Here is a 25173-nt window from a genome sequence, read left to right on the forward strand (position 1 = left end):
CGGCGGGTCAGGCCGCTCAAAAATTACAGTAAACACTCTTTAGTTAATGAGATGCATCACAAACGGCATTGTTTGTCGGAACAGCGCAGCCTTCGCCCATGCCGGGTTCAGTGCTTCCAGCCCGGAAAGCGCCTGCTCATATCGTACTCCTCCGCCCAGACCCGCTGTCGCCAGAGTGCGCACGAACAAACATTTCTCCTGATGCTGCTTTTGAATATCGGCATAAAGCGCAAGCAGATCCGGCTGTGATACCGCGAAGAAGTCAGCTTCCACCTGTTCCACCTCCATATGCTGCGCCCACTGCAACATGTCGATGAAAAGCTGGTTGCTGGCCGAGTGTTCGCCAATCATCCGCAAGGCGATGCCTTGCCAGAAGAGATAGTCCACCGGCTGGTCGTTGTAGTAGTTGTGAATATTGATCGTTCGATCGCCCAACGCGGCTTTCTGGAAGCATTCAACGGCACGTTCTTCCCTGCCCTGTTGCCTGGCGCATATTCCCAGCCAAAACCAGATATCGTTATCGGTTTGCCCCGGCAGTCGCCCTTCGCTAAGGTTATCCGGATAGTGCAGTGCGGAAATCAATAGTTCCTCAGCCTGCTGCGGTCGCTGCTGATGGATATGCTGCCAGGCACGAAGTAGGTGATTGATAATAAACTGACTGGTTATTTTACCTTCACCGCCTTCCCACGGATGAAATTTACGTGATGAAAGAACACCAGCCGCTTGCTCAGTCTTCCCGGCCAGATGCCAAAGATGCAGTAGCTCCGCTGTTAAATCATCACGCTTCAACGCCGTAGCAAGATTAGCCTCCAGCCGGGCAAGGCGTTTTGCTGGCTCTGCGGCAGTGAGCTTATCCAGCAGATCGCGTTCAAACAGCAGCCGCGCATCTTCAGGCTGCTGTTCGCAGGCTTTATCGAGGCATGTGGCCGCCAGCTCCGCGTTAGCGTGTTTATTCCATGCATGAATCGCCAGCCCTCGCCATGCGTCAGCAAAATCAGGCGCCATTTCAACGCAACGCTGCCACAGGAGAGTCGCTTTCTCATAGTTACGCCGGCTGTAGTGGAAACAGGCGAGCAGATGCTGAGCGAAATAGCACTCGCTCACCCTCTCCAGAGCCGCTACTTCTACCAGCAGATTGGGGAAACGCACGAAATCAGGAAATACTTCGCGGGCGCGGTTTATCAGAGCGGTACGTTCACTTCCTTTGCTCAGGCTAGCTTGTAGGTAGAGCGGCAGCGTTTTCTGGCAGTTAAGCGTAGCCAGTACGGCTTTAGCCCGATCGGCCATTCCCCAGCTCAACAATAAGCCAGCGGTTTGCAAAGCGTTAATATCCCGCGACTGGCATACGCCAACCCATTGCGCGTAATCCGACTCCGCTTCTGATAGCGTCGCCTTGATCCACCAGAGGGTAGGATTTAGAGGATAGTCGCGCAGCAGTTTTGCAATCTGCTCCTGCGCCTCGCCGCGACGACCAGCAAGATGTAGTAACAACGTTTCCAGAGACAGCACATCCTGGTTGGTCTGGCATGCCAACAGGCTTTGCTGGCAGAAATTCAGTGCATCGTCATAGCGCTGGTTTCGCGCAGCCAGCCGGGCAAGTCCGTAATATCCTCCCGCTTTGCTGTTGCCGCTCCACACCGCACGCCAGAAATCCTCCTGCGCTTCGTGCCACTGCTGTAGCCGCTCTCTGGCGCTGGCGCGGATCAGGCTCGACTGGCCGCACTGTGGGTTTTTATTCAGGCGATGGGCACGCGCCAGCGCCTGAGTCGCATAAACGATCGCCCGAGTATAATCAGCACGATTATACTCCAGCATCGCCAGTGCCAGATTGCAGCGGTAATCCTGCGGATCCAGTTCAATGCCGCGAAGGTAATAGTCGAAAGGGGAACGGCTGGCGTGGTGATACTGCTCCAGATGCTGGCCGATAAACCATGCTTCATCCACGCTGAAAATCTTTTCCGCGCTTAACGGAGCTTTCGCCACTTCTGGTAGCGGAATTTCCTGCGGTTGATGTTCCTGATAGCGTAAAACGCACCTGCCCTGGCTATCAAACAGCTCCATCGTGAGACGCGCGGGCTCTATATCCGCAAGCGCTCCTTGCGCAACCGAGCACGGCGTAAGCTCAATCATTTCATCCAACAGTGGCTGCGGGTTGCCCTCTTCACAAACGGTAAGACGATGCGCGGTCAGAGGAGAGATGGCATATATGCCCCAGGCGATACCGTCGTCATCGCGCTGCAGCTTAATAACCGCATCGCGCGAGGCGTTCTGTACCATGCCTAGCGAGTGGTAAGGCAGGAAGTATTGCTGAAAGCGTTTTTCTTCAAACGGATCGAGCCAGGTAAAATCCGGCTGGTTATCGGCAAAAATACCGGTCATCAGTTCGATATACGGCCCGTTCTCATCGGTCAGACTTTTATCCCATGCCTGGCCAAATTCGCTATAGCCCCAGCTCCACTGCTTTTTACCCGGAGCAATATGATGATCCGCAACGTGTAGTAACCCGCCATTTTCATCATGGCACCAGGCGCCGACAAAATCGTATTCTGATTTTTCAGCCATGTAGGAGGTCGGGACTGGAACGTTCTTATAGCGAGAGATATCGACGCCCGCCGAGTAATCCACTTTGTAATAGGTACCTGTGGCTATCGGAAAGGCTGACACCGCGCGTTTGCCGTGATCGAATACCGCGTTAACATCCGGCGGGAATACGCTTTGATGTCCCTCGCCGCCTTTGACCGCAGGATTTGCCCACCATAAAAAATGGCGCGGCGTAACGTTGCTGTTATAGACCCTGCTTCCAATCTCCAGCGCAGCACGCTCAGGACGCAGAGTAAATCCAGTCATCACCTGAAGCCCATGCATCGGCTCAGTCTCACCAACCCACACAGTTTTTGAGCCATCCTCATTTTCACTAATGGTAAAATCCACTGGCATATAGGTGGTGGGGCGATGGTGTTGGGGCCAGTTGAACTCTATTCCCCCGGAGATCCATGGGCCCAGTAGCCCCACCAGGGCAGGTTTGATGACATCATTGTGATAAACGAAATCGCGTTGTCTAACCTTATCCCACGCGCGGTGCACGCGCCCCCCTAGCTGGGGCAGGATCATAATCTTGATATAATCGTTTTCTAACCATACTGCCTGCCAGGCCTTTAGCGTTTTATCCTCACTCAGCGTATCCGTCACACCATAGGGATACACGGCTCCAGAGGACCCTTGATAAACCCGATTTTCCAGAAACATGGGATGAATATCCTGTGCCCCCGTTTCATAGGTCGGGATATGTACCGTTTCCTGCCAAACGTTTACTGAACTCATAATGCCCTCAAAGTTAACAAGACATACTGAAATGAAATAATGAGGGCAGTGTAATAGACAGAACCAAGGTATTTACGCACAATAATCACGCAATATAGTTAACAAGGTTTAGTCTATGAAAGCCTGCATTAATAACCAGCAAATTCGCCATTACAACAAGGGTGTGCTGCTGGAGTATCTGTATCGTAAGAAACGAGCCAGTAAATCGACTCTTGCACGACTGGCGCAGATCTCTATTCCCGCAGTCAGCAATATTCTTCAAGAGCTGGAGGAAGAAGGACGCGTCGTAAATGTACAGGATGACCACCTTTCACGCGGTCACAGCAGCGGAGCATGGCTTATCGCACCCGACGGCGACTGGACTTTATGCATGAATATCACGCCAACCAGCATTGAGTGCCAGCTTGGGAACGCCTGCCTGAGCCCGAAAGGAGAGGTGGAATACCATGCGATTGATGCCCCTACCCCCCAGTCATTACTTACCGCCATTGAAAAGTGCTGGCATCAGTACCGTAAGAATTGGCCCAATCGCAAAATCAACTTGGCACTGGCGGTTCATGGGCAGGTTGATGCAGGCACCGGCGTATCTCAGACCATGCCGCAAGCCCCCTGGAAACAGTCGGTAGAGATGAAATATCTGCTGGAAGAAAAGCTCAATGTCCGCGTTATGGTCGATAACGACTGCGTGATGCTGGCGCTAGCGGAAAAGTGGCAAAATGATGGTCAGTATCGGGATTTTTGCGTGATCAATGTCGATTACGGCATCGGTTCTTCATTCGTTATCAACGATCAGGTATGGCGCGGCAGCCTCTATGGTAGCGGACAAATCGGCCATACGATCATTAATCCTGACGGTGTGGCCTGCGATTGCGGCCGATACGGCTGTCTGGAAACAGTAGCCTCCCTCAGCGCATTGAAAAAGCAGGCAAGGATGTGGCTAAAAACACGTCCCGACCTCGCCAATAATCCTGAAACACTTACCATCGATGCCTTAATAGATAAATGGCAACAGGGAGATTCACGCCTCCAGGCTTGGGTTGAAGAATCGGCAAATGCCATCGGTCTTAGCCTTTATAATTTTCTTAATATATTGAATATTAATAATATTCTTTTATACGGTCGCAGCTGTGGTTTTGGGGAAGAGTGGTTGAATATCATTATCAGACAAACGGGGTTCAACCCATTTGATCATCGTGACACGACACGCATCAGAGCCACCCAAATCGGTTTTGGCACACTGACCCGCGCTCAGCAGCTGATGGGGATCGGTTATCTGTATGTTGAGGAGCAACTGCAGACGCTGCGTTAATCGTCAGGGGGACGTGGCGGAGCGCAAATTTGTGTATTACGTTTAAATCACACGTCTCTCATAACGAGCTGATCATGAACACTCTACGCTACTTTGACTTTGGTTCCTCCCGCTCTCTGCTGCTGCTGATTGCGCGTATCGCGGTAGTGGTGCTGTTTATTCTTTTCGGTTATCCCAAGCTGCTCGGCTTTAGCGGCACGGTGCAGTATATGGCCTCCTCCGGCGCGCCGATGCCAACGCTTGCGGCCATCATTGCCATTATTATGGAGGTGCCGGCGGCCATTTTAATTGTGCTGGGCTTTTTCACCCGCCCGCTGGCGGTGATCTTTATTTTTTATACTCTTGGCACCGCGGTGATTGGCCATCACTACTGGAATATGTCCGGCGATGCGGTACTACCGAACATGATTAACTTCTGGAAAAACGTCAGTATTGCCGGAGCCTTCCTGCTGCTGGCAATAACCGGGCCCGGAGCGATTTCGCTCGACCGCCGCTAATCAACAGGCACAAAAAAGGCCGCATCAGCGGCCTTTTTTAGCTCAACGCTAACGCTTACGCATAGACCGGGAAGCGTGCGCAGATATCCAGCACTTTACCCTTCACGCGCTCAATGACCGCTTCGTCATTGATGTTGTCCAGCACGTCGCACATCCAGCCGGCCAGCTCTTTGACTTCTGCTTCCTTAAAGCCGCGACGGGTCACCGCCGGAGAACCGATACGGATACCGGAGGTCACAAACGGGCTCTTCGGATCGTTCGGCACGCTGTTTTTGTTGACGGTGATGTTGGCGCGGCCCAGGGCTGCGTCAGCTTCTTTACCGGTCAGGTTTTTATCGACCAGATCCAGCAGGAAAAGATGGTTTTCAGTGCCGCCGGAAACCACTTTGTAGCCGCGGTTCAGGAACACTTCGACCATCGCTTTAGCGTTTTTCGCTACCTGCTGCTGGTAAACTTTGAACTCTGGCTCCATCGCTTCTTTCAGCGCGACGGCTTTCGCCGCGATAACGTGCATCAGCGGGCCGCCCTGGGCGCTCGGGAATACGGCAGAGTTCAGTTTTTTGTACAGCTCTTCGCTGCCGCCTTTCGCCAGGATCAGGCCGCCGCGCGGACCAGCCAGGGTTTTGTGGGTGGTGGTGGTCACGACGTGAGCATGCGGAACCGGGTTCGGGTAAACGCCTGCGGCGATCAGACCGGCAACGTGAGCCATATCGACGAACAGGTATGCGCCGATGCTGTCAGCGATTTCACGCATTTTTGCCCAGTCAACCACGCCGGAATAAGCCGAGAAACCACCGATAATCATCTTCGGTTTATGTTCCTGAGCCTGCTTAGCCATATCGTCATAGTCAATTTTACCGGACTCATCGATACCGTAAGGGATGATGTTGTACAGTTTGCCAGAGAAGTTGACCGGAGAGCCGTGAGTCAAGTGGCCACCTTGCGCCAGGTTCATACCCAGAACGGTATCGCCCGGCTGCAGCAGAGCGGTATAGACCGCGAAGTTCGCCTGGGAGCCGGAGTGCGGCTGCACGTTAGCGTAGTCAGCGCCGAACAGTTCTTTAGCGCGGTCAATAGCCAGCTGCTCTACGATATCGACGTATTCACAGCCGCCGTAGTAGCGCTTGCCCGGGTATCCTTCAGCGTATTTGTTGGTCAGCTGAGAGCCCTGCGCCTGCATTACGCGCGGGCTGGTGTAGTTTTCGGAGGCGATCAGTTCGATGTGCTCTTCCTGACGTACTTTTTCTTGCTCCATAGCCTGCCACAGTTCGGCATCATAATCGGCAATGTTCATTTCACGCTTTAACATCCGCATCTCCTGACTCAGCTAACAATAAAATTTCGGCCTAAAAAGGCGGTCCACCTGGACAACGGCCCACAGTATAACTGAATCATTCTGCGATAACAGGTCTTGACAAAGGATTTTACGCAAACGATTGGCTCCGCATTACACAAGGCTTTGAGCAATAAAGCACCTTCGATTATCAACGGATTTCTTTTCAGGTTTGTGATGCAAATAATTCATGTTGTAACTGTCTTAAGGTAAAGCGTTAAAGAACCATTTACAAAGCAGGGGTATTTTTATAAGATGCATTTAATATGCATCATTAAGATAACTTATAAAGGAAGCTGCTATGCTCGACGCCCAGACCATCGCTACGGTGAAAGCCACCATCCCCCTGCTGGTTGAAACCGGTCCAAAACTGACCGCTCATTTTTACGACCGCATGTTTGCTCACAATCCCGAATTAAAAGAAATCTTCAATATGAGCAATCAGCGCAACGGCGACCAGCGCGAGGCGCTGTTCAACGCTATTGCCGCCTATGCCAGCAATCTCGAGAACCTGCCCGCCCTGCTGCCGGCGGTAGAGAAAATCGCCCAGAAGCACACCAGCTTCCAGATTCAACCCGAGCAGTACAATATTGTTGGTACTCACCTGCTGGCGACCCTCGATGAGATGTTCAGTCCGGGCCAGGAAGTACTGGATGCCTGGGGCAAGGCCTACGGGGTGCTGGCCAACGTCTTTATTAATCGTGAAGCGCAAATCTATAACGAAAGCGCCAGCAAAACCGGCGGCTGGGAAGGCACCCGCGCATTCCGCATCGTCAAAAAAACGCCGCGCAGCGCGCTGATTACCAGCTTTGAATTTGAGCCGGTCGACGGCGGCTCGGTAGCGGAATATCATCCAGGCCAGTATCTGGCGGTCTGGCTGAAGCCGGAAGGTTTTCCGCATCAGGAAATTCGCCAGTACTCTTTGACCCGCAAACCCGACGGTAAAGGCTATCGTATCGCGGTTAAACGTGAAAACGGCGGCCAGGTTTCAAACTGGCTGCATGATTCAGCGAAAGAAGGCGACGTGATTTATCTGGCCGCGCCGGCCGGTGATTTCTTCCTCAACGTGGCGCCGGAAACCCCGGTCACGCTGCTCTCCGGCGGCGTCGGTCAGACGCCGATGCTGGCAATGCTGGACACGCTGGCAAAAGCGCAGCATCCGGCGCAGGTGAACTGGTTCCACGCGGCAGAGAACGGCGACGTGCACGCCTTCGCGGACGAAGTGAAAACGCTGGGTGAAACGCTGCCGAAGTTTACTTCTCACGTCTGGTACCGCAGCCCGAGCGAAGCGGACCGTCAATCCGGCGCGTTTGATAGTGAAGGTTTGATGGATTTAACGGCGCTGGCCGACAAAATCGGCGACCCGCAAATGCAGTTCTATCTCTGCGGCCCGGTGGCGTTTATGCAGTTTGCTGCGAAGCAGCTGGTAGATCTGGGCGTGAGCAGCGGCAACATTCATTATGAGTGCTTCGGCCCGCACAAGGTGCTGTAAACGGAGCGATAAATGCAGGCGGCCCGGGAATTCCGGACCGCCATCCGGTTTGACAGCTTAAATCGCCGCGTCGTCTTCTTCGCCGGTACGGATACGAATCACGCGCGCGACATCAAAGACAAAGATCTTACCGTCGCCGATTTTGCCGGTCTGCGCCGTACGGATAATGGTATCCACGCAAGTGTCGACGATATCATCGGTAACAACGATTTCGATTTTCACTTTCGGCAGAAAATCGACCATATACTCCGCGCCGCGATACAGCTCGGTATGCCCCTTCTGACGGCCAAAGCCTTTCACTTCCGTTACCGTCATACCGGTGATGCCGACTTCGGCCAGCGCTTCACGCACGTCATCCAGTTTGAAGGGTTTAATAATCGCATCAATCTTTTTCATGGTGTTCCTGTTTTAGTCGCGTAACCGGTTGCTAACCGTATCATAACTTGCGCCACCATCCGGAGCTACTCTTTAAAGTCGTTAGCGTCGAGCTCGTGGCGCGACAGCAGCTTATAAAATTCGGTGCGATTGCGCCCGGCCATCCGGGCCGCATGCGTGACGTTCCCTTTGGTAATTTGCAGCAGCTTGCGCAGGTAATTGAGCTCAAACTGATTCCGCGCTTCGACAAACGTCGGCAGCGCGGTGTTTTCCCCTTCCAGCGCCTGCTCTACCAGGGCGTCGCTAATGACCGGCGAAGAGGTCAGCGCCACGCACTGCTCAATCACGTTCACCAGCTGGCGCACGTTGCCCGGCCATTTAGCGGCCATCAGCCGCTTCATCGCATCCGTGGAAAATGCGCGGACAAAAGGTTTATGGCGATCGGCAGACTGGCGCAGCAGATGGTTCGCCAGCAGCGGAATATCTTCCGTACGCTCAGCCAGCGGCGGGATTTTCAGACTCACCACGTTGAGACGATAGAACAGATCTTCACGAAATTCGCCTCGCGCCATGGCCTTCGGCAGGTCGCGATGGGTCGCAGAAATAATCCGCACATCAATATCGATATCGCGATTGCTGCCCAGCGGGCGCACTTTACGTTCCTGCAGAACGCGCAGCAGTTTCACCTGTAGCGCAACCGGCATATCGCCAATTTCATCAAGAAACAGGGTCCCGCCTTCCGCGGCCTGGAATAGCCCCTCGCGATTGCTGACTGCGCCGGTAAAAGCGCCGCGCGCGTGGCCGAACAATTCTGACTCCAGCAACTGTTCGGGAAGCGCGCCGCAGTTAATGGCGACAAAAGGTTTATCACGGCGCGGGCTGGCGTTATGAATTGCCTGGGCGACAATCTCCTTGCCGGTACCGCTCTGGCCGTTAATCAGCACGCTGACGTCCGACTGCGCCACCATCCCGGCCTGCTCCAGCAGTCGCTCCATCAGCGGGCTACGGGTCACAATCGCCTGACGCCAGCGCTCGTCGGTGGTTGGCGCGCTCTGCTCCAGCGCGTCATCAATCGCTTTATAAAGGGCGTCTTTATCCACCGGCTTGGTGAGAAAGCTAAACACGCCCTGCTGGGTCGCGGCAACGGCGTCCGGAATGGAACCGTGCGCAGTGAGAATGATCACCGGCATCCCCGGCTGAACCTTCTGGATTTCGCTGAACAGCTGGAGTCCGTCCATCTCATCCATCCGCAGGTCGCTGACCACCAGATCGACCTTGTCGCGACTTAGCGTGCGCAGCGCCTCCGGCCCGCTCTCGGCGGTCACTACGCTATACCCTTCGCTGACCAGACGCATACCCAGCAGCTTCAGCAGCCCCGGATCGTCGTCCACTAATAGCAGACGGGCGGGTTTACGGATCGTCATGAATCACCTCCGGGACTTTATCGCCGCCGTGCCCGGCGTCAGAGCTGAAGTTCCCGCCGGGTTTACGGCTGGAGAGCTGACGCTCGATATCGGTGAGATTCTCCAGCTTGCGGGTCGTCAGTTCGAGCTGACTGCGTAGCTCAATTTCCTGCTGTCGCAGCGTCTCCAGCTCCGCATCGTTTGACTGCTGCAGTTTGGCGTAGCGGGAACGCTCGTCAATCAGCTGAAGCTGCCGGCCCTGGGCATCGCGCCAGAGCTGATAGAGCGGGCGCACCTGAGGGGCGATTTGCGGGCTGAAGCTATCCAGACTGGCGACCAGTTCCCGGCGCTCGTTAGGCGTAATTTTGGCATCAGCCAGTAAAATGCCGCGCTTAAAGGCATCCTGCCAGCTGTCGCCGCTGTGCAGCCGGGCCTCCGCCCGTGCCTGCACCGGAGCAAGACGATCGGCGCAGTCAATTCCACGCAGCCAGTAGAGCGGATTTTTGTCGCTGGCTTCGCTTTGCAGATTCCAGATATCAGCGCACTCCACCGAAAGAAAATCGGCGACCTGATGCTGCGGCAGCGCGGAGAGCGTTTTGCCATCCGCGGCGTATGGTGATGTAGAGGCGGAACATCCCGCCAGCGCCAGGCAGGAAATGCCTGACAGCAGCCATCCCCTGAGGGGACGGACAAATGCGAAGAAGTGGGACATATTCACCCGATAGTTAGACGTTATTTTTTCCAGACTCGGCGACGGGGAGCGTGATACGAAAACAGATTAGCCCTGACTTCTCATCAACCAGGCTCAGCTCGCCCTGCATTTGCCGTACGCAGTCGCGGGCAATGCTCAGCCCCAGACCGCTGCCTTTTACCGCCCCTTTACGCTGGTGGCTTCCCTGATAAAAAGGCTCAAAAATCATGTTTCTTTCTGCGGACGGGATCGGCTCGCCGTCGTTAATGACGTCAATGCGCACCTGCTCGCCGTGCCGATAGCTATGGATTCGAATGTTACCGGATTCAGCACCATAGTGCACCGCATTGGAGTAGAGATTATCCAGTACGCTCACCAGCAGAGCGGGCTCCGCTTCGCAAAAACGCTCGCTGAGCAAAAGTTCGGTATGCATCATTTTAGCTCTTGCCGGCAGGCTATGGGCAGAAACCACATTTTCCATCAGTTCGGCCAGGTTGACCGTCTCGCGCGCAATCGGGCCATCGGCCTGTTTGCGGTTATAGTCCAGCAGCTGCTCAATCAGCTTTTGCAGGTTGCGGCTGCTGTTATCCAGAATCTCCACGATCTCCTGCTGCTCGGGCGTCAGCGGCCCGGCCACCCGGTCAGCGAGCAGTTCCGTCCCTTCGCGCATGCTGGCCAGCGGCGTTTTCAGCTCATGGGAAAGATGGCGCAGGAACTGATGGCGCTGGGATTCCAGCCAGGCAAGGCGTTCGCTCAGCCAGATAATGCGTTTACCGACGGAGCGCAGCTCGCGCGGGCCGGTAAACAGCGCGGCATCGTCCAGCGATTTCCCCTCGCCCAGTCGGTTGATCATTCTTTCAATGCCCTTTACCGGGCCGATAATCATGCGGGTGAACAGCAGCACCAGCGCCAGGCTGAGCAGGAACAGCACCAGCGCCTGCCAGCCGAAGAACTGGCCGCGCTCGGCGATTTCCTGCTGCAGCTGCTGTCCACGAGAATAGACCACCGTCCGGGTTGCCTGGACCATGTCGCTATTGGCGGAAGCAAACGCTTCCAGGCTGACTGCTGACTTCGCCGCCGGGCCGCTATTTTTACACTGCAGCTCGGCCAGATCGTCGAGATCCTGACGCAGCGCCTGCCAGATTTTTTCATCAGGCAGAACGCCCGCGTGAGCGTCAAGCATTTCGCTGTAGCGTTGGCGTTGATTTTGATAGACCCGCGCCAGCGTCGGATCGTCCAGCACGCAGTACTGCCGGTAGCTACGCTCCATTTCCAGCGACGCGTTAATCATCGCCTCGCTGCGGCGGGCGTCGATAAGGGTGGTGCGATTAATATGCGCCGCCTGGGCGCTGAGGGCGTTAAGGCTTTGCCACGCCTGCCATGCCAGCACCAGCAGCGGAAGCAGGATCAGCACGAAGGATAGCGTGACCAGCTGGCGCAGCGAACGGGGGAAAAGGGAGAGTCGCTTCACGGATAGGGTCTCAATCATTAGCTCACTACGATGCTACCTGAATATACCCAATATACTCTATGGATTTTGAGTTACAGGAAGGCGGCAAAGCTGAGAATCCCCGGGAGCTTACTCAAGTAAGTGACCGGGGTGAACAGATGCGGCCAACGCACCTGTAGCACAAAAGACGACGAGTATAATAAAGCCAGGCTACGGGAGCCTGGCTTTATTAAGAAATGAGGCGGTGCCTTACTCGACGTTTCGCCCGATGACTGATAAAGCAGAGCTGTTATCAGGAGTTGGACGGCAGGCACCTGTTTGTGCGTCATTCGAAGTTTATGTAGCGCGTCCCGAAGGGGCTGACATAAGAAGGTGAATGAGCCACTGGTTATAATTATGCACGAACTATGCCACATCTCAAAACATTTCATTAACACAATGAAATATAATGTCTTTTTACTATTTATGGGCACGGATGATGATGGTCGCTTTTTGTACAAAGTGTCGCTTATTAGCAACATCGGGTGAATGATTCAGTGATGCCTTTATGAATCAATAAGTTAAATGTCACCTTTTGACGACACCACCATAGCGCGTTTGTCGGCGATCCCCGACACCTGCTTTCGAAGTACCCCACAAATAAAAAAGCCCCCTGCGTGGGCAGGAGGCTTAATTCGATTTGTAAACGATTTTTAGCCCAGCTGTTTACGCGCGTTGCGGAAAATACGCATCCACGGGCTGTCTTCGCCCCAGTTTTCCGGGTGCCAGGAGTTCGACACGGTGCGGAACACGCGTTCCGGGTGCGGCATCATGATGGTCGCGCGCCCGCTTTCGCTGGTTACCGCAGTGATACCGTTCGGCGAACCATTCGGGTTGGCCGGATAGTTTTCCGTCACCTTACCGAAGTTATCGACGAAGCGCAGCGCCACCAGGCCTTTACTTTCCAGCTGCGCCAGATGCGCACCATCGCGAACTTCCACCTGCCCTTCACCGTGGGATACGGCAATCGGCATCATCGATCCCACCATACCCTGCAGCAGCAGAGACGGGCTCTGCGTCACTTCAACCAGGCTGAAGCGCGCTTCAAAGCGGTCAGACTGGTTACGCACAAAGCGCGGCCACAGGTCGCTGCCCGGGATCAGCTCGCGCAGATTAGACATCATCTGGCAGCCGTTGCACACGCCCAGCGCCAGGGTCTGCGGACGATGGAAGAAGGTGGCAAACTCGTCGCGAACCCGCTCATTGAACAGAATCGATTTCGCCCAGCCTTCACCGGCGCCTAAAACGTCACCGTAGGAGAAGCCGCCGCAGGCCACCAGCGCCTGGAAATCAGCAAGACCGGTACGGCCCGCCAGCAGATCGCTCATGTGCACGTCGATGGCATCAAAGCCGGCGCGATGGAACGCCGCGGCCATTTCTACATGGGAGTTCACGCCCTGCTCACGCAGCACCGCGACCTTCGGACGCGCGCCGGTGGCAATATAAGGCGCAGCGATATCCTCATTGATATCAAAGGAGAGCTTCACGTTGAGCCCTGGATCGGCATCGTTGGCTTTCGCCTCGTGCTCCTGGTCAGCGCATTCCGGGTTATCGCGCAGACGCTGCATTTGCCAGGTGGTTTCTGCCCACCACATGCGCAGCGTGGTGCGGCTTTCGCTGAATACCGGATGACCGTCGGCCTCGATGACGAAGCGATCGCCCGCCGTAGCCTGGCCAATATAGTGAACGCAATCCGCCAGGCCATGAGCGGCCAACGTGGCTTCCACGGCCTGACGATCGGCGGCACGAACCTGAATGACGCCGCCAAGCTCTTCGTTAAACAGCGCGGCCAGGCGATCCTCGCCGAGCGCGGCGATATCAACGTTGACGCCGCAGTGGCCGGTAAAGGCCATCTCGGCCAGGGTGACCAGCAGACCGCCGTCGGAACGGTCGTGCCAGGCCAGCAGCTTATCTTCAGCCACCAGCGCCTGCATTGCGTCCCAGAAGCCTTTCAGCTGCGCGACATCGCGAACGTCGGCAGTCACATCGCCAAGCTGACGATAAACCTGCGCCAGCGCGGTCGCGCCCAGCGCATTGTTCCCCTTGCCTAAATCAATCAGCAGCAGGGCGTTGTCTTCGGTGGAGAGCTGTGGGGTGACGGTACGGCGTACGTCTTCCACGCGGGCAAAGGCGGAAATCACCAGAGACAGCGGAGAAGTCATCTCGCGCTGTTCAGCCCCTTCCTGCCAGCGGGTTTTCATCGACATGGAGTCTTTACCCACCGGAATAGTCAGTCCCAGGGCAGGACAGAGCTCTTCGCCCACCGCTTTTACCGCTTCATATAAACCGGCGTCTTCGCCCGGGTGACCGGCAGCGGCCATCCAGTTTGCCGACAGCTTCACGCGATTGAGCGCGCCAATCTGCGTCGCCGCGATGTTGGTCAGCGCCTCGCCAACAGCCAGACGGGCGGAGGCGGCGAAGTCCAGCAGCGCCACCGGCGCACGTTCGCCAATGGACATCGCTTCGCCGTAGTAGCTATCGAGGCTGGCGGTGGTGACCGCACAGTTAGCCACCGGAACCTGCCACGGCCCCACCATCTGATCGCGCGCCACCATACCGGTGACGGTGCGATCGCCAATGGTGACGAGGAAGGTTTTCTCCGCGACCGTCGGCAGGTGCAGCACGCGATTCACCGCGTCGGCAATCGTGATGCCCTGGCGTTGCAGACTCTGGCCCTGCGCTTTCAACGTCTGCACGTCACGGGTCATTTTCGGCGTTTTGCCCAGCAGCACGTCAAGCGGCAGGTCGATCGGACGATCGTCAAAATGGGCATCATCAAGGCTCAGATGCAGCGCTTCGGTTGCTTCGCCAATCACCGCGTACGGCGCGCGTTCGCGGCGGCACAGCTCATCAAACAACGGCAGTTGCTCCGGCGCAACCGCCAGCACATAACGTTCCTGCGATTCGTTACACCAGATCTCCAGCGGGCTCATGCCCGGCTCATCGCTGAGGATATCGCGCAGCTGGAATTTACCGCCGCGTCCGCCGTCGCTGACCAGCTCAGGCATGGCGTTCGACAGACCGCCAGCGCCGACATCGTGGATAAACAAAATCGGGTTAGCGTCGCCCAGCTGCCAGCAGCGGTCGATAACCTCCTGGCAACGACGTTCCATCTCCGGGTTATCGCGCTGTACGGAGGCGAAATCGAGGTCGGCATCGGACTGGCCGGAGGCCATTGAAGAGGCCGCGCCGCCGCCGAGACCGATGTTCATTGCCGGACCGCCGAGAACAATCAGCTTCGCGCCGACGACAATTTCGCCCTTCTGCACGTGTTCGCCGCGAATGTTGCCGATTCCGCCCGCCAGCATAATGGGCTTATGGTAGCCGCGCAGCTCTTCGCCGTTGTGGCTGGTTACCTTCTCTTCATAGGTACGGAAATAGCCGTTGAGCGCCGGACGACCAAATTCGTTGTTAAACGCCGCGCCGCCCAGCGGACCTTCAGTCATGATATCCAGCGCGGTAACGATACGATCCGGTTTGCCGAAATCTTCTTCCCACGGCTGTTCAAACCCCGGAATCCGCAGGTTGGAAACCGAGAAACCCACCAGGCCGGCTTTTGGCTTCGCCCCGCGTCCGGTGGCGCCTTCATCGCGAATTTCGCCGCCGGAACCTGTCGCCGCGCCCGGCCACGGAGAGATCGCCGTCGGGTGGTTATGGGTTTCGACCTTCATCAGAATATGCGCGTCTTCCTGGTGGAAGTCGTAGCGACCGGTTGCGTGGTCGGCAAAGTAGCGCCCCACGGCTGAACCTTCCATTACCGCGGCGTTGTCTTTATAAGCAGACAGCACGTAGTCCGGGGTTTTCTCGAAGGTGTTTTTGATCATTTTGAACAGCGACTTCGGCTGCTTTTCGCCATCGATGACCCAGTCGGCGTTAAAAATCTTGTGTCGGCAGTGCTCGGAGTTAGCCTGCGCGAACATATAGAGTTCGATATCGTTCGGGTTGCGGCCCAGCGTCTGGAAAGCATCCTGCAGATAGTCAATTTCGTCATCCGCCAGCGCAAGCCCCAGACGGAGGTTGGCGTCAATCAGCGCCTGACGCCCCAGGCCCAGCAGGTCAACGCTGGTGACCGGCGTTGGCTGATGATGGGCAAACAGTTTTTCACCCTCTTCCAGCGCGCCGAAAACGCTTTCCATCATGCGGTCATGAAGTTCGGCCGCCACCAGCGACCACTGTTCATCGTTGAGGCTGCTGGCTTCGACGTAATACGCGACGCCGCGCTCAAGGCGCACAATCTGAGACAGGCCGCAGTTATGGGCGATGTCGGTAGCTTTAGAAGACCAGGGAGAGATGGTGCCGGGACGGGGGGTAACGAGCAGTAGCTTGCCGGTTGGGGTATGGCTGCTTAAGTTCGGGCCATACTTGAGCAACCTTGCCAGACTCTCGCGATCGTTGTCGCTGAGCGGGGCGCTAAGGTCGGCAAAATGAACGTACTCGGCATATATCGTGCTGACCGGAAGGTTGGCCGCCTGGAAACGTGCCAGCAGTTTATTGATACGGAATGCCGACAGTGCAGGTGAACCACGCAAAATTTCCATCATAAGTCTCTCGTCTTCGAAGCTTTCATGGTGAGCCAGGGGGGAAACGGGCGCCATTATAGTGAATCCTGCGCCCCGACGAAACCGTTTGCGTAGAAATAAAATGATTGCCAGGGTTTATCAATAAATGTGACCCTCCTCGCGAATAAGTTGCCAACTGGCGCATTCTTAAGCAAAATGCCGCTCATTCCACGACAACCTTTTACTTATTCTGGTCATAGTCTGCTGAGGAACCCGAAGCTGCAGAAGATTAACTATCTGAAAAAATTAAAGATTAATTATCTGCTCATCGGCATTGTGACTCTCCTGCTGGCGGCTGCCCTGTGGCCGTCTCTCCCGTGGATGGGTAAGCCGGAAAACCGCGTGGCCGGGATCATGGCGCGCGGAGAACTGCGTATCAGCACCATTAATTCGCCAATGACCTTCGCGACCATTAACGATCGGACCTACGGTTTTGATTATGAGCTGGCGCAGCAGTTTGCCGACTACCTCGGCGTCGAGCTAAAAGTCACCGTCAGGCAGAATATCAGCCAGCTGTTTGATGACCTCGATGAAGGCAAAGCCGATATGCTGGCTGCCGGCCTGGTCTACAATTCCGAACGGGTGAAGAACTATCAGGTCGGGCCAACCTACTACTCCGTTTCGCAACAGCTGGTTTATCGCAAAGGCAGCCTGCGTCCGCGCAGCCTGGCAAATCTTACCGCCGACCAGTTGGCGATTGCTCCCGGACACGTGGCGATTAACGATCTTCAGGCCCTAAAAAAGCAAAAATACCCCGATCTCGACTGGCGCGTGGACGAGAAACGCGGGACGACGGCGCTGATGCAGGCGGTTATTGATGGCAAACTCGACTATACCGTTGCTGATTCGGTCGCCGTCAGCCTGTTCCAGCGCGTCCATCCGGAGCTGGCCGTCGCGCTTGATATCAGCGACGAGCAGCCGGTCACCTGGTTTAGCGAAAAAGGTGAGGACAACTCCCTGCCGGCGGCAATGCTCGATTTCTTCAATAATATTAACGAGGACGGCACACTGGCGAGGCTGGAGGAGAAATACCTTGGTCACGGCAACGATTTTGATTATGTAGACACCCGTACCTTCCTGCGCGCCGTGGAAAGCGTGCTCCCGGACCTGCAGCCAATGTTTGAAAAATATGCCCGTCAGATAGACTGGCGGCTGCTGGCGGCTATCTCATGGCAGGAATCGCACTGGGATCCGCAGGCCACCTCCCCGACCGGCGTTCGCGGCATCATGATGCTGACCCGCAATACCGCTCAAAGTCTGGGCCTGACCGATCGTACCGACGCCGAGCAAAGCCTCGACGGCGGCATGCGTTATTTACAGGATATGATGAATAAAGTGCCGGAGTCGGTCCCGCAGGATGAACGCATCTGGTTTGCGCTGGCGGCTTACAATATGGGCTACGCGCATATGCTCGACGCAATGGCGCTGACGAAAAAGCAGAAAGGCAACCCGAATAGCTGGGCCGATGTGAAGCAGCGTCTGCCGCTGCTAAGCCAGAAAAACTACTACAGCCGGCTGAAGTACGGCTTTGCACGCGGCCACGAAGCCTACGCCTACGTCGAAAATATCCGTAAATATCATATTAGCCTCGTGGGCTATCTTTCTGAAAAAGAGAGAAAGGACGCCCAGATAGCGGCACTAGGCGAGCACTATCCGGCAGTCATGCCGGAGGAGCTGGGTAAGGAAGAGCAGTACGCCATGTCCTTTTTCAGCTTCCGCGCAGAAACGCTGGTGGACAACGCGAAGCTGAAAATCCCCGGTACGGGGCATTAACCTTCCACTTGCCGGCTAGCTCGCTTCAGCGCTTTTTTCTCTTCGCGTCGCCAGCGGAAAAAATCGCTCAGCATGCCGGAACAGGCCTCAGCCAAAATACCTTCCGTTATCTCGACCCGATGGTTCATTCCCGGATGGTGCAGCACGTCGATGAGCGACCCGGCTGCGCCGGTTTTCGCATCTCTGGCGCCAAAAACCAGCCGAGAGATGCGACTATGGACCATCGCCCCGGCGCACATCACGCAGGGTTCAAGGGTAACGTACAGCGTTGCGTCAATCAGACGATAGTTTTGCTGCACCAGTCCGCCCTGACGCAGCGCCATAATTTCGGCGTGCGCGGTCGGATCGTGACGTCCGATTGGCCGATTCCAGCCTTCGCCGATGACCTGATGATTATGCACCAGTACCGCGCCGACCGGCACTTCGCCCTCTTCCCAGGCGCGTTTCGCCAGCGTCAGAGCGTGACGCATCCAGTATTCATCATTTAATTCATGGTCAGACAAAGCGGGCACTCCTGCAGAAAAGCGGGGCGCATTATACATGGACGTTATGTATTACACACTATTCTAACTGCTGAAGATCGCCCTGCGGCGTCACCCGCCAGCGGTGCTGGCAAAAATAGAGCAGCGGGTTATCCTGCTCGCTGTCGCTGTAGCCGCTGTACAATCGCAGCGGAGCGCCGATTTTTTGTTCCAGCTGCGCCACTTTTTCATTGCCGAGGCAGCGCAGGGTTAATCCCCAGCCGCCGCAACGACGCTCCATCCGGCTGGCGATCAGGTTCACTCGCGGCAGCCAGGGAGTATCAAAATAAACCTGCTCAACCAGCGACTGCGGCGAGCCGGTAATCAGCCAGACGTCCGCATCGGTGCTGGTCAGATAGTTGTTGAGCCGCGCCTGTACTACCGGGAACGCCGTGACGTGCTGGCGAAACCAGCGGGCGAAACTCGCCTCAAGGCGTTTCAGGTGACGCTCGCTGCGGCCAAAAGTTGACGCCCACAGCAGCAGGCTCATCGGCCAGCGCGCAGCGCGTCCAAACAGCATCAGCCCGGCGGCAATAACCGGTAATAAAGGAATCACCAGCAGGACATTTAGCGGCTGGTGGCGCAGGACATAGCGCAAAAAGCTGCCGAACATATCCTGCTGATGTAAGGTTCCATCCAGATCAAAGAAAACCACTCTCCGCGTACTGCTATTCAAAACCCACTCCCCTGAACGATCGCCTGATAACCAATAGCTTAGCAGTCTTAAGCTGCGAATAGCGAAAACATACGCTGTTGTTGAATCCGGATTAAGAAAACGCTTCTGCAGAGAAATCTGAAGCTCAGAATTTTTAATTCGCAGTAATCCTCTTATAATCGAATACAAAATTCTTTCAGTCGAGGGTGAAGCCGTCCTCCGGAGCCGCTATGAACTGTTTGACCCGTATTCGCCAGCGCTACCCAACGCTGGCCGCAAGCGATAAAAAACTGGCCGATTTCATTCTGGCCCAACCGGATAAAACCCGCCACCTTAGCTCACAACAGCTGGCGGGCGAAGCCGGGGTCAGCCAGTCAAGCGTAGTCAAATTTGCGCAGAAGATGGGTTTCAAAGGTTTTCCGGCATTAAAGCTGGCGTTAAGCGAAGCCCTGGCAAGCGCCCCTACGCCACAGTCCGTGCCGGTACATAATCAGATCCGCGGCGACGATCCTCTCCGTCTGGTAGGCGAAAAACTCATTAAAGATAATATCGCGGCCATGCACGCTTCGCTGGACGTCAACGCCGAAGAGAAGCTGTTCGAAGCCGTCACGCTATTGCGCCACGCCCGCCGGGTCATTATTACCGGTATCGGCGCGTCGGGGCTGGTGGCAAGAAACTTCAGCTGGAAGCTGATGAAAATCGGCATTAATGCCGTGTCAGAACAGGATATGCATGCGCTGCTGGCGACGGTACAGGCGATGTCGCCGGACGATCTGCTGTTGGCTATCTCCTACTCCGGTGAACGACGCGAGATCAACATGGCGGCTGGTGAAGCGTTACGAGTAGGAAGCCAGATCCTGGCGATCACCGGATTTAACCCTAACGCTCTTCAGCAACAGGCGACGCTGTGCCTGTATACCATAGCGGAAGAACAGGCTACGCGCAGCGCCGCGATCTCCTCTACCAGCGCGCAGATGATGCTGACCGATCTTCTGTTTATGGGACTGGTGCAGCAGGATCTTGAGCGTGCCCCGGAGCGGATTCGCCATAGCGAAGCGCTGGTGAAAAAGCTGGTTTGACAGAGGCTCTTTCGCACCATGCGAAAGAGCCTCTGGGTTTATTGCGCTTCTTTTGCGTGAATAAGCTGCGTCAGAAGCGTATTCACCGGCACGGGGATATTATTCTGCATGCCAATTCGCGCGATGGCGCCGTTTAAATAGTCAATTTCCGTAAGTCGCCCCTTTTGCAAATCCTGATACATAGAGGGATAGTGATGGCCGCTTTCGCGCGGGTCGAAGACCTTCTTCACCGTATTCATTACCATCTCTCCGCTCAACGGAATATTCTGGCTGGCGGCAACTAATACAAATTCATCCACCACCGCCTGCGCTAAATCTAATGCGCCCGGCAGTTGACCGAAGCCGCCGACATTACAGTCCAGCAGCGCGCAGTAGGTATTCATCACGCTATTAAAAGCCGCTTTCTTCCAGATCGATAAGAGTACGTCAGGACTTATTTCAGCATTCAATCCGGCGCTATTGAGAACGGCAACGATATTTTCTTCCAGAGCGGCGTCCTGGCTGGCAACCGGTTGCAGTTCAATCGTTCCGGTACCGGTGGCCATAATATGCCCGGGGCCCTCCAGTTCACTGGACCATAGCGTCACGCCAGCATAAATTTTTTGCCGATCGACGTATTTCTCCAGGGTTTCAATATTTCCGAGGCCATTCGATAAAATCATGACGACCTTCGCGGCTGGCAGCAGCGGCTTAATATGCTGCAGCATGCGATCGAGCTGCATGGCTTTAGTAAACAGAATAATCAGCTCAAACTCCCCCTGCGATTCATCAGCCAGCATTGCCGGAATGGGGTAATACTGCTGGCTTACTTCCGTTTCGACAAACAGCCCGTTGCTGCATATGGCGTTGACATGTTCGTGCCAGCCATCGATAAGCGTCACGTCGTGCCCGGCCCCCAGCAGCATGTAGCCAAAACGACAGCCCATAGCCCCGGCGCCTGCGATTGCAATTTTCATCTTTATTTCCTTACGCTTTGATCAATGAATTTTGGCTAAAACCACTGCGATATATTTTTTGGTAATCAGGGTTAATACGACACCAATAAGCAATAGCGCCACGGTCAGGATAAATACCGTGTTGTAGCTTCCTGTGTATTTTGCAATAGCGGAGGTTACATACGGCGCAATAACTGCGCCGACGGCAAAGCCAAAATACATAAAGCCATAATTGAGTCCCTGATTGCGCATCCCAAAATTCTGACTGGTCAATCCGGGAAAGATAACTAATATACCCGCATAAGCAAAGCCCACGCCCAGAGCGCTGAAGTAGAATACCGCCGTATTACCATTAAAGAATAATAACAAGAGCATGCAGAGGCAGGTAAAAAGATAAACGATTATCAGTGTATTATATCCTCCAAGCTTATCGGTTAATCCCCCCCAGAATAAACGACCAATAGAATTAAATATCGATACCAGACTGACAACCAAGGCGCCAGACAGTAAACCATACTGCATCATACCAATTTGCGCTGAACTTGAGCTGATGACCATTCCGGAGAAAACGCCCAAAGCCAGAATGACGAATAGCAGCCAAAAACGGAGATCCTTTAACATATGTCGAAAGTCTTTATCCAGTGGCGATGCTTTAATTTCGCCACTATCTTTCGCTGGCGCGCTACGAATAAAAAACTGAACAATGAAGATAACCACCAGATATACAATACCGAGATATAATAAGGCCCGGCTGACATCGTGCGTTTGCGTCATAAAATATTCAGCCAGGCGGGTGCAAAGTAACGTACCCACGCCAACTCCGGCCAGGACAATACCGCTGGCAAGACCTCGGCGATCGGGGAAAAACTTCAGAATATTATTCAGATTGCCGGTAAAAGCAAGGCCGGAACCGAGCCCTGCAATGACGCCATAGGTTAAGAATAGCATTGGCAAATTATCCACGAATCCGGATAGGATAAAGCCTAAGGAGAACAGGATACCGCCGATAACTATCGCCTGCTTGCCTTTACCATTATCGATCATTCTCCCACCCCAAATCATGGGTAAAGGAATGATCCCCATATTGATAGAGAATGCTAAAGCCAGCGTAGCCGGGTCCCAGTGATATTGCGCCATTAATGGCGTTTTAAAATAGCTAAAGGCGTAGACGCCTCCGAGTACAAAATTTATGCACACGTGGGCTGCAAGCATTCCCCAGCGGTTGATTGATGCTGTCATAATTATTCCTTTTTTAAAATGCACTGATCACAGTTTAAAAAAAGCAAAATAGGCAAACAATTTGGTATTTTTTATAATCGTTATAACAAAACTCAATCGATTGGTATCTGACCTTAATGAATATCAAGCAGCTGCACTCTTTTCTGATATTGTGCGATGAACGGCATTACGGCCGGGCAGCCGCACGCTTGTTTATCACTCAGCCATCATTAAGCCAGCAAATAAAACAACTTGAGTCATCACTCAAAACAATATTATTCTCACGAAGAGGGCGAGGTATTGAATTAACAAAAGCCGGAATTATATTGCAACAACACGCTAACAAAATAATGGTGGATCTGAAAAATGCAGAGAACGAACTTCTGCCTTATCAGAACCAGCAACGGGACACAATATCTATTGGCGTGTCAGGCAGCTATCTGGTTCTGCCCGCCTTTCGTAGCTTTATGGCGCACCATCCGGCGATCTCTTTAAATGTTAAGGAGTTCTCTACGGAGCAAACGATAAAAAAACTGACGGACAGCGCCGTCGATATTGGCATTGTTTACCGAACGCCCCTCCCCGCCCAGCTTAGCTCGACGATGCTATTTGAGGATGAAATTATCGCCGCCATTCCGCTTTCGCATCCTCTGGCGCAGTACGAGCGTATCGATCCACAGGATTTAAACGATCAATCCATTATAGTGCTCAATGATTCCCTGCTATTGAGAGGCATCATCACGACTGAATTTAATCATCGCAAGGTCGTTCCCAACATCATCTGCGAGCTGGATAACCACTATTCGTGCCTTGAATATGCTGAGGCCCAGATTGGTATCGCCTTTATTACCCGCTCGTTAACCCGTTTGTCCACGCCGAAAAACGTTCGTCTGGTTTCCCTGAATATTCCTGCGTTCTTTATTCCGGTGATGCTGGTGCATAGCAACGACCTTTCGCTGGACAACGCGACTATCTGTCTGCTCAAGCAGATCAAAAATTTTTACACCTTTGAGGGCCAATCAGCGGTGGAAAAGAGCTGGCCCGAGCGAAAAATGGGCGTATAATGCCCGCCCTGTTTGTGTTGTTTCTGAGAAATTCCTGATGGCGCTGTTAATCACCAAAAAATGTATCAACTGCGATATGTGCGAGCCGGAGTGCCCGAATGAGGCGATATCCATGGGTGATAGCATTTATGAAATTAACAGCGATCGCTGCACCGAATGCGTCGGCCACTATGATACGCCAACCTGCCAGAAGGTGTGCCCGATCCCAAATACCATTCTGAAAGATCCGGCCCATAACGAGAATGAAGAGCAGCTGTGGGATAAGTTTGTCCTGCTGCACCACGCGGACAAACTGTGATATTGCCGGATGGCGGCGTTAACCGACCTCTCCGGCCTGTAACAATTAGCTTTCGATAATCACCGTGGCGCAGGCATAGTGACGCTCGTCGGCCAGCGTCACGTGAATGCTGCTTACGCCCATACGCTCCGCCAGACCCTTTGCCTCGCCCCACAATCGCAGCTTTGGCTTACCCAGCTCGTCGTTGTAAACCTCAAACTGATTGAACGCCAGCCCGTTGCGGATGCCGGTGCCAAGCGCCTTGGCCGCCGCTTCTTTCACGGCGAAACGCTTCGCCAGAAAACGGACCGGCTGCTGATGCTGTTCCCATATTGCCCATTCAAAATCGCTGAGTACGCGACGGGCAAGACGATCGCCGCTACGGGCTATCACCGCGTCAATACGGGCAATTTCAACAATATCAGTACCCAGTCCGAGAATCGCCATCAGCCGCGAGCTTCCTGCATCAGACGCTTCATTTCCGCAACCGCTTCCTTCAGGCCGCTCATTACCGCCCGGCCAATAATCGCATGACCGATGTTCAGCTCGTGCATTTCCGGCAGCGCGGCAATAGCCTTAACGTTATGGTACGTCAGGCCGTGACCGGCGTTAACCTTCAGCCCCAGGCTCGCGGCATAGGTTGCCGCTTTGGCGATACGTTCCAGCTCTTTTGCCTGTCCGGCATCCGTTTGCGCATCAGCATAGCAGCCGGTGTGAATTTCGATAAAAGGCGCGCCGACGTCCGCTGCGGCCTTAATTTGCGCGTGATCAGCATCAATAAACAGGGAGACCAGGATACCGGCATCGGCCAGACGCTTACAGGCATCGCGCATTTTATCGAGCTGCCCCGCCACATCCAGTCCGCCTTCGGTTGTCACTTCCTGACGTTTTTCCGGCACCAGGCAGCAGAAATGCGGTTGAGTCTCACAGGCAATCTTCAGCATCTCTTCCGTCACCGCCATCTCAAGGTTCATGCGGGTATCCAGAGTCTGGCGCAAAATACGCACGTCGCGATCGGTAATATGGCGGCGATCTTCGCGCAGATGAACGGTAATACCGTCAGCGCCTGCCTGCTCGGCGATAAAGGCCGCCTGTACCGGATCCGGATAAGCGGTACCGCGAGCGTTGCGTAATGTCGCGATGTGGTCAATGTTGACCCCTAACAGTAATTCAGCCATGACA

The 25173-nt window shown here is 54.6% G+C and carries 20 protein-coding genes; 7 read left to right on the plus strand and 13 right to left on the minus strand.

Annotation, left to right across the window (positions count from 1 at the left end; translation table 11 throughout):
- Nucleotides 1–39: 39 nt before the first annotated feature.
- Nucleotides 40–3321, minus strand: coding sequence for a DUF5107 domain-containing protein (locus tag ABLV75_RS15420; protein WP_004104537.1), 3282 nt, complete (start codon nt 3319–3321; stop codon nt 40–42).
- A gap of 115 nt (nt 3322–3436) precedes the next feature.
- On the opposite strand from ABLV75_RS15420, the gene ABLV75_RS15425 reads away from it, so the two are divergent.
- Both ABLV75_RS15425 and ABLV75_RS15430 read left to right on the plus strand, forming a co-directional pair.
- On the plus strand, nt 3437–4630 hold the full coding sequence (locus ABLV75_RS15425; protein WP_004104539.1) for an ROK family transcriptional regulator: 1194 nt from the start codon (nt 3437–3439) through the stop codon (nt 4628–4630).
- 74 nt (nt 4631–4704) lie between these two features.
- Complete coding sequence (locus tag ABLV75_RS15430; RefSeq protein ID WP_024274561.1) at nt 4705–5127, plus strand: DoxX family protein; 423 nt, start codon at nt 4705–4707, stop codon at nt 5125–5127.
- 55 nt (nt 5128–5182) lie between these two features.
- Here ABLV75_RS15430 and glyA read toward each other — a convergent pair whose 3' ends face one another.
- Nucleotides 5183–6436, minus strand: a complete 1254-nt coding sequence (gene glyA, locus ABLV75_RS15435; protein WP_004104543.1) for a serine hydroxymethyltransferase — start codon at nt 6434–6436, stop codon at nt 5183–5185.
- Between the two features lie 325 nt (nt 6437–6761).
- Here glyA and hmpA point away from each other — a divergent pair, with 325 nt between their 5' ends.
- On the plus strand, nt 6762–7952 hold the full coding sequence (gene hmpA, locus ABLV75_RS15440) for an NO-inducible flavohemoprotein (RefSeq protein WP_348855017.1): 1191 nt from the start codon (nt 6762–6764) through the stop codon (nt 7950–7952).
- Between the two features lie 57 nt (nt 7953–8009).
- On the opposite strand, the gene glnB is transcribed toward hmpA, so the two are convergent.
- The 5 genes from glnB to purL form a co-directional block, all read right to left on the minus strand.
- Nucleotides 8010–8348 (minus strand): nitrogen regulatory protein P-II, encoded by a 339-nt coding sequence (glnB, locus tag ABLV75_RS15445; RefSeq protein ID WP_002914032.1) that lies wholly within the window; start codon nt 8346–8348, stop codon nt 8010–8012.
- Nucleotides 8349–8413: 65 nt separating this feature from the next.
- Nucleotides 8414–9751 (minus strand): two-component system response regulator GlrR, encoded by a 1338-nt coding sequence (gene glrR, locus ABLV75_RS15450; protein WP_017145534.1) that lies wholly within the window; start codon nt 9749–9751, stop codon nt 8414–8416.
- Complete coding sequence (gene qseG / locus ABLV75_RS15455) at nt 9738–10442, minus strand: two-component system QseEF-associated lipoprotein QseG (protein WP_017145533.1); 705 nt, start codon at nt 10440–10442, stop codon at nt 9738–9740. Before qseG ends, glrR begins: the two co-directional genes overlap by 14 nt.
- A gap of 13 nt (nt 10443–10455) precedes the next feature.
- Entirely contained in the window at nt 10456–11892 is a 1437-nt protein-coding gene (locus tag ABLV75_RS15460; protein ID WP_024274562.1) for a HAMP domain-containing sensor histidine kinase, read from the minus strand.
- 671 nt (nt 11893–12563) lie between these two features.
- Nucleotides 12564–16451, minus strand: a complete 3888-nt coding sequence (purL, locus tag ABLV75_RS15465; RefSeq protein WP_032705237.1) for a phosphoribosylformylglycinamidine synthase — start codon at nt 16449–16451, stop codon at nt 12564–12566.
- 174 nt (nt 16452–16625) lie between these two features.
- Between purL and mltF the strand changes: the two genes are divergently transcribed.
- A complete protein-coding gene (mltF, locus tag ABLV75_RS15470) occupies nt 16626–18242 on the plus strand; it encodes a membrane-bound lytic murein transglycosylase MltF (RefSeq protein ID WP_032705131.1) in 1617 nt (538 codons plus the stop codon).
- Here mltF and tadA read toward each other — a convergent pair.
- Complete coding sequence (tadA, locus tag ABLV75_RS15475; protein WP_004104556.1) at nt 18239–18745, minus strand: tRNA adenosine(34) deaminase TadA; 507 nt, start codon at nt 18743–18745, stop codon at nt 18239–18241. The two genes, mltF and tadA, sit on opposite strands and share 4 nt — an antisense overlap.
- A gap of 58 nt (nt 18746–18803) precedes the next feature.
- On the minus strand, nt 18804–19439 hold the full coding sequence (yfhb, locus tag ABLV75_RS15480; RefSeq protein ID WP_004104558.1) for a phosphatidylglycerophosphatase C: 636 nt from the start codon (nt 19437–19439) through the stop codon (nt 18804–18806).
- 209 nt (nt 19440–19648) lie between these two features.
- On the opposite strand from yfhb, the gene ABLV75_RS15485 reads away from it, so the two are divergent.
- Nucleotides 19649–20497 carry a MurR/RpiR family transcriptional regulator gene (locus ABLV75_RS15485; protein WP_004104559.1) on the plus strand — a complete coding sequence of 283 codons (849 nt, stop codon included), beginning with the start codon at nt 19649–19651 and terminating at the stop codon, nt 20495–20497.
- A gap of 38 nt (nt 20498–20535) precedes the next feature.
- On the opposite strand, the gene ABLV75_RS15490 is transcribed toward ABLV75_RS15485, so the two are convergent.
- Together ABLV75_RS15490 and ABLV75_RS15495 are read right to left on the minus strand one after the other, a co-directional pair.
- Nucleotides 20536–21453, minus strand: coding sequence for an oxidoreductase (locus tag ABLV75_RS15490; RefSeq protein ID WP_032734287.1), 918 nt, complete (start codon nt 21451–21453; stop codon nt 20536–20538).
- A 21-nt stretch (nt 21454–21474) separates the two neighbouring features.
- The gene (locus ABLV75_RS15495) at nt 21475–22671 is read right to left on the minus strand and encodes an OFA family MFS transporter (RefSeq protein ID WP_004104562.1); all 1197 of its coding nucleotides are present in this window, start codon (nt 22669–22671) and stop codon (nt 21475–21477) included.
- Nucleotides 22672–22787: 116 nt separating this feature from the next.
- Here ABLV75_RS15495 and ABLV75_RS15500 point away from each other — a divergent pair, with 116 nt between their 5' ends.
- A complete protein-coding gene (locus ABLV75_RS15500; RefSeq protein ID WP_029496792.1) occupies nt 22788–23714 on the plus strand; it encodes a LysR family transcriptional regulator in 927 nt (308 codons plus the stop codon).
- A 37-nt stretch (nt 23715–23751) separates the two neighbouring features.
- Nucleotides 23752–24012 (plus strand): YfhL family 4Fe-4S dicluster ferredoxin, encoded by a 261-nt coding sequence (locus tag ABLV75_RS15505; RefSeq protein WP_004114478.1) that lies wholly within the window; start codon nt 23752–23754, stop codon nt 24010–24012.
- A 45-nt stretch (nt 24013–24057) separates the two neighbouring features.
- On the opposite strand, the gene acpS is transcribed toward ABLV75_RS15505, so the two are convergent.
- Both acpS and pdxJ read right to left on the minus strand, forming a co-directional pair.
- Nucleotides 24058–24438 (minus strand): holo-ACP synthase, encoded by a 381-nt coding sequence (acpS, locus tag ABLV75_RS15510; protein WP_004104568.1) that lies wholly within the window; start codon nt 24436–24438, stop codon nt 24058–24060.
- Nucleotides 24438–25169 (minus strand): pyridoxine 5'-phosphate synthase, encoded by a 732-nt coding sequence (pdxJ, locus tag ABLV75_RS15515; RefSeq protein WP_004114481.1) that lies wholly within the window; start codon nt 25167–25169, stop codon nt 24438–24440. Before pdxJ ends, acpS begins: the two co-directional genes overlap by 1 nt.
- Nucleotides 25170–25173 lie beyond the last annotated feature (4 nt).

Origin of the sequence: Klebsiella sp. CN_Kp066, assembly GCF_040065135.1 — a bacterium.
Lineage (GTDB): Bacteria > Pseudomonadota > Gammaproteobacteria > Enterobacterales > Enterobacteriaceae > Klebsiella > Klebsiella oxytoca.

Excerpts from the sequence above, each read along its gene's own strand:
- ABLV75_RS15420 (WP_004104537.1), bottom strand. The coding sequence starts at position 3,321 with ATGAGTTCAGTAAACGTTTGGCAGGAAACGGTACATATCCCGACCTAT.
- ABLV75_RS15425 (WP_004104539.1), top strand. The coding sequence starts at position 3,437 with ATGAAAGCCTGCATTAATAACCAGCAAATTCGCCATTACAACAAGGGT.
- ABLV75_RS15430 (WP_024274561.1), top strand. The coding sequence starts at position 4,705 with ATGAACACTCTACGCTACTTTGACTTTGGTTCCTCCCGCTCTCTGCTG.
- glyA (WP_004104543.1), bottom strand. The coding sequence starts at position 6,436 with ATGTTAAAGCGTGAAATGAACATTGCCGATTATGATGCCGAACTGTGG.
- hmpA (WP_348855017.1), top strand. The coding sequence starts at position 6,762 with ATGCTCGACGCCCAGACCATCGCTACGGTGAAAGCCACCATCCCCCTG.
- glnB (WP_002914032.1), bottom strand. The coding sequence starts at position 8,348 with ATGAAAAAGATTGATGCGATTATTAAACCCTTCAAACTGGATGACGTG.
- glrR (WP_017145534.1), bottom strand. The coding sequence starts at position 9,751 with ATGACGATCCGTAAACCCGCCCGTCTGCTATTAGTGGACGACGATCCG.
- qseG (WP_017145533.1), bottom strand. The coding sequence starts at position 10,442 with ATGTCCCACTTCTTCGCATTTGTCCGTCCCCTCAGGGGATGGCTGCTG.
- purL (WP_032705237.1), bottom strand. The coding sequence starts at position 16,451 with ATGATGGAAATTTTGCGTGGTTCACCTGCACTGTCGGCATTCCGTATC.
- mltF (WP_032705131.1), top strand. The coding sequence starts at position 16,626 with ATGCCGCTCATTCCACGACAACCTTTTACTTATTCTGGTCATAGTCTG.
- ABLV75_RS15485 (WP_004104559.1), top strand. The coding sequence starts at position 19,649 with ATGAACTGTTTGACCCGTATTCGCCAGCGCTACCCAACGCTGGCCGCA.
- ABLV75_RS15490 (WP_032734287.1), bottom strand. The coding sequence starts at position 21,453 with ATGAAAATTGCAATCGCAGGCGCCGGGGCTATGGGCTGTCGTTTTGGC.
- ABLV75_RS15495 (WP_004104562.1), bottom strand. The coding sequence starts at position 22,671 with ATGACAGCATCAATCAACCGCTGGGGAATGCTTGCAGCCCACGTGTGC.
- ABLV75_RS15500 (WP_029496792.1), top strand. The coding sequence starts at position 22,788 with ATGAATATCAAGCAGCTGCACTCTTTTCTGATATTGTGCGATGAACGG.
- ABLV75_RS15505 (WP_004114478.1), top strand. The coding sequence starts at position 23,752 with ATGGCGCTGTTAATCACCAAAAAATGTATCAACTGCGATATGTGCGAG.
- acpS (WP_004104568.1), bottom strand. The coding sequence starts at position 24,438 with ATGGCGATTCTCGGACTGGGTACTGATATTGTTGAAATTGCCCGTATT.
- pdxJ (WP_004114481.1), bottom strand. The coding sequence starts at position 25,169 with ATGGCTGAATTACTGTTAGGGGTCAACATTGACCACATCGCGACATTA.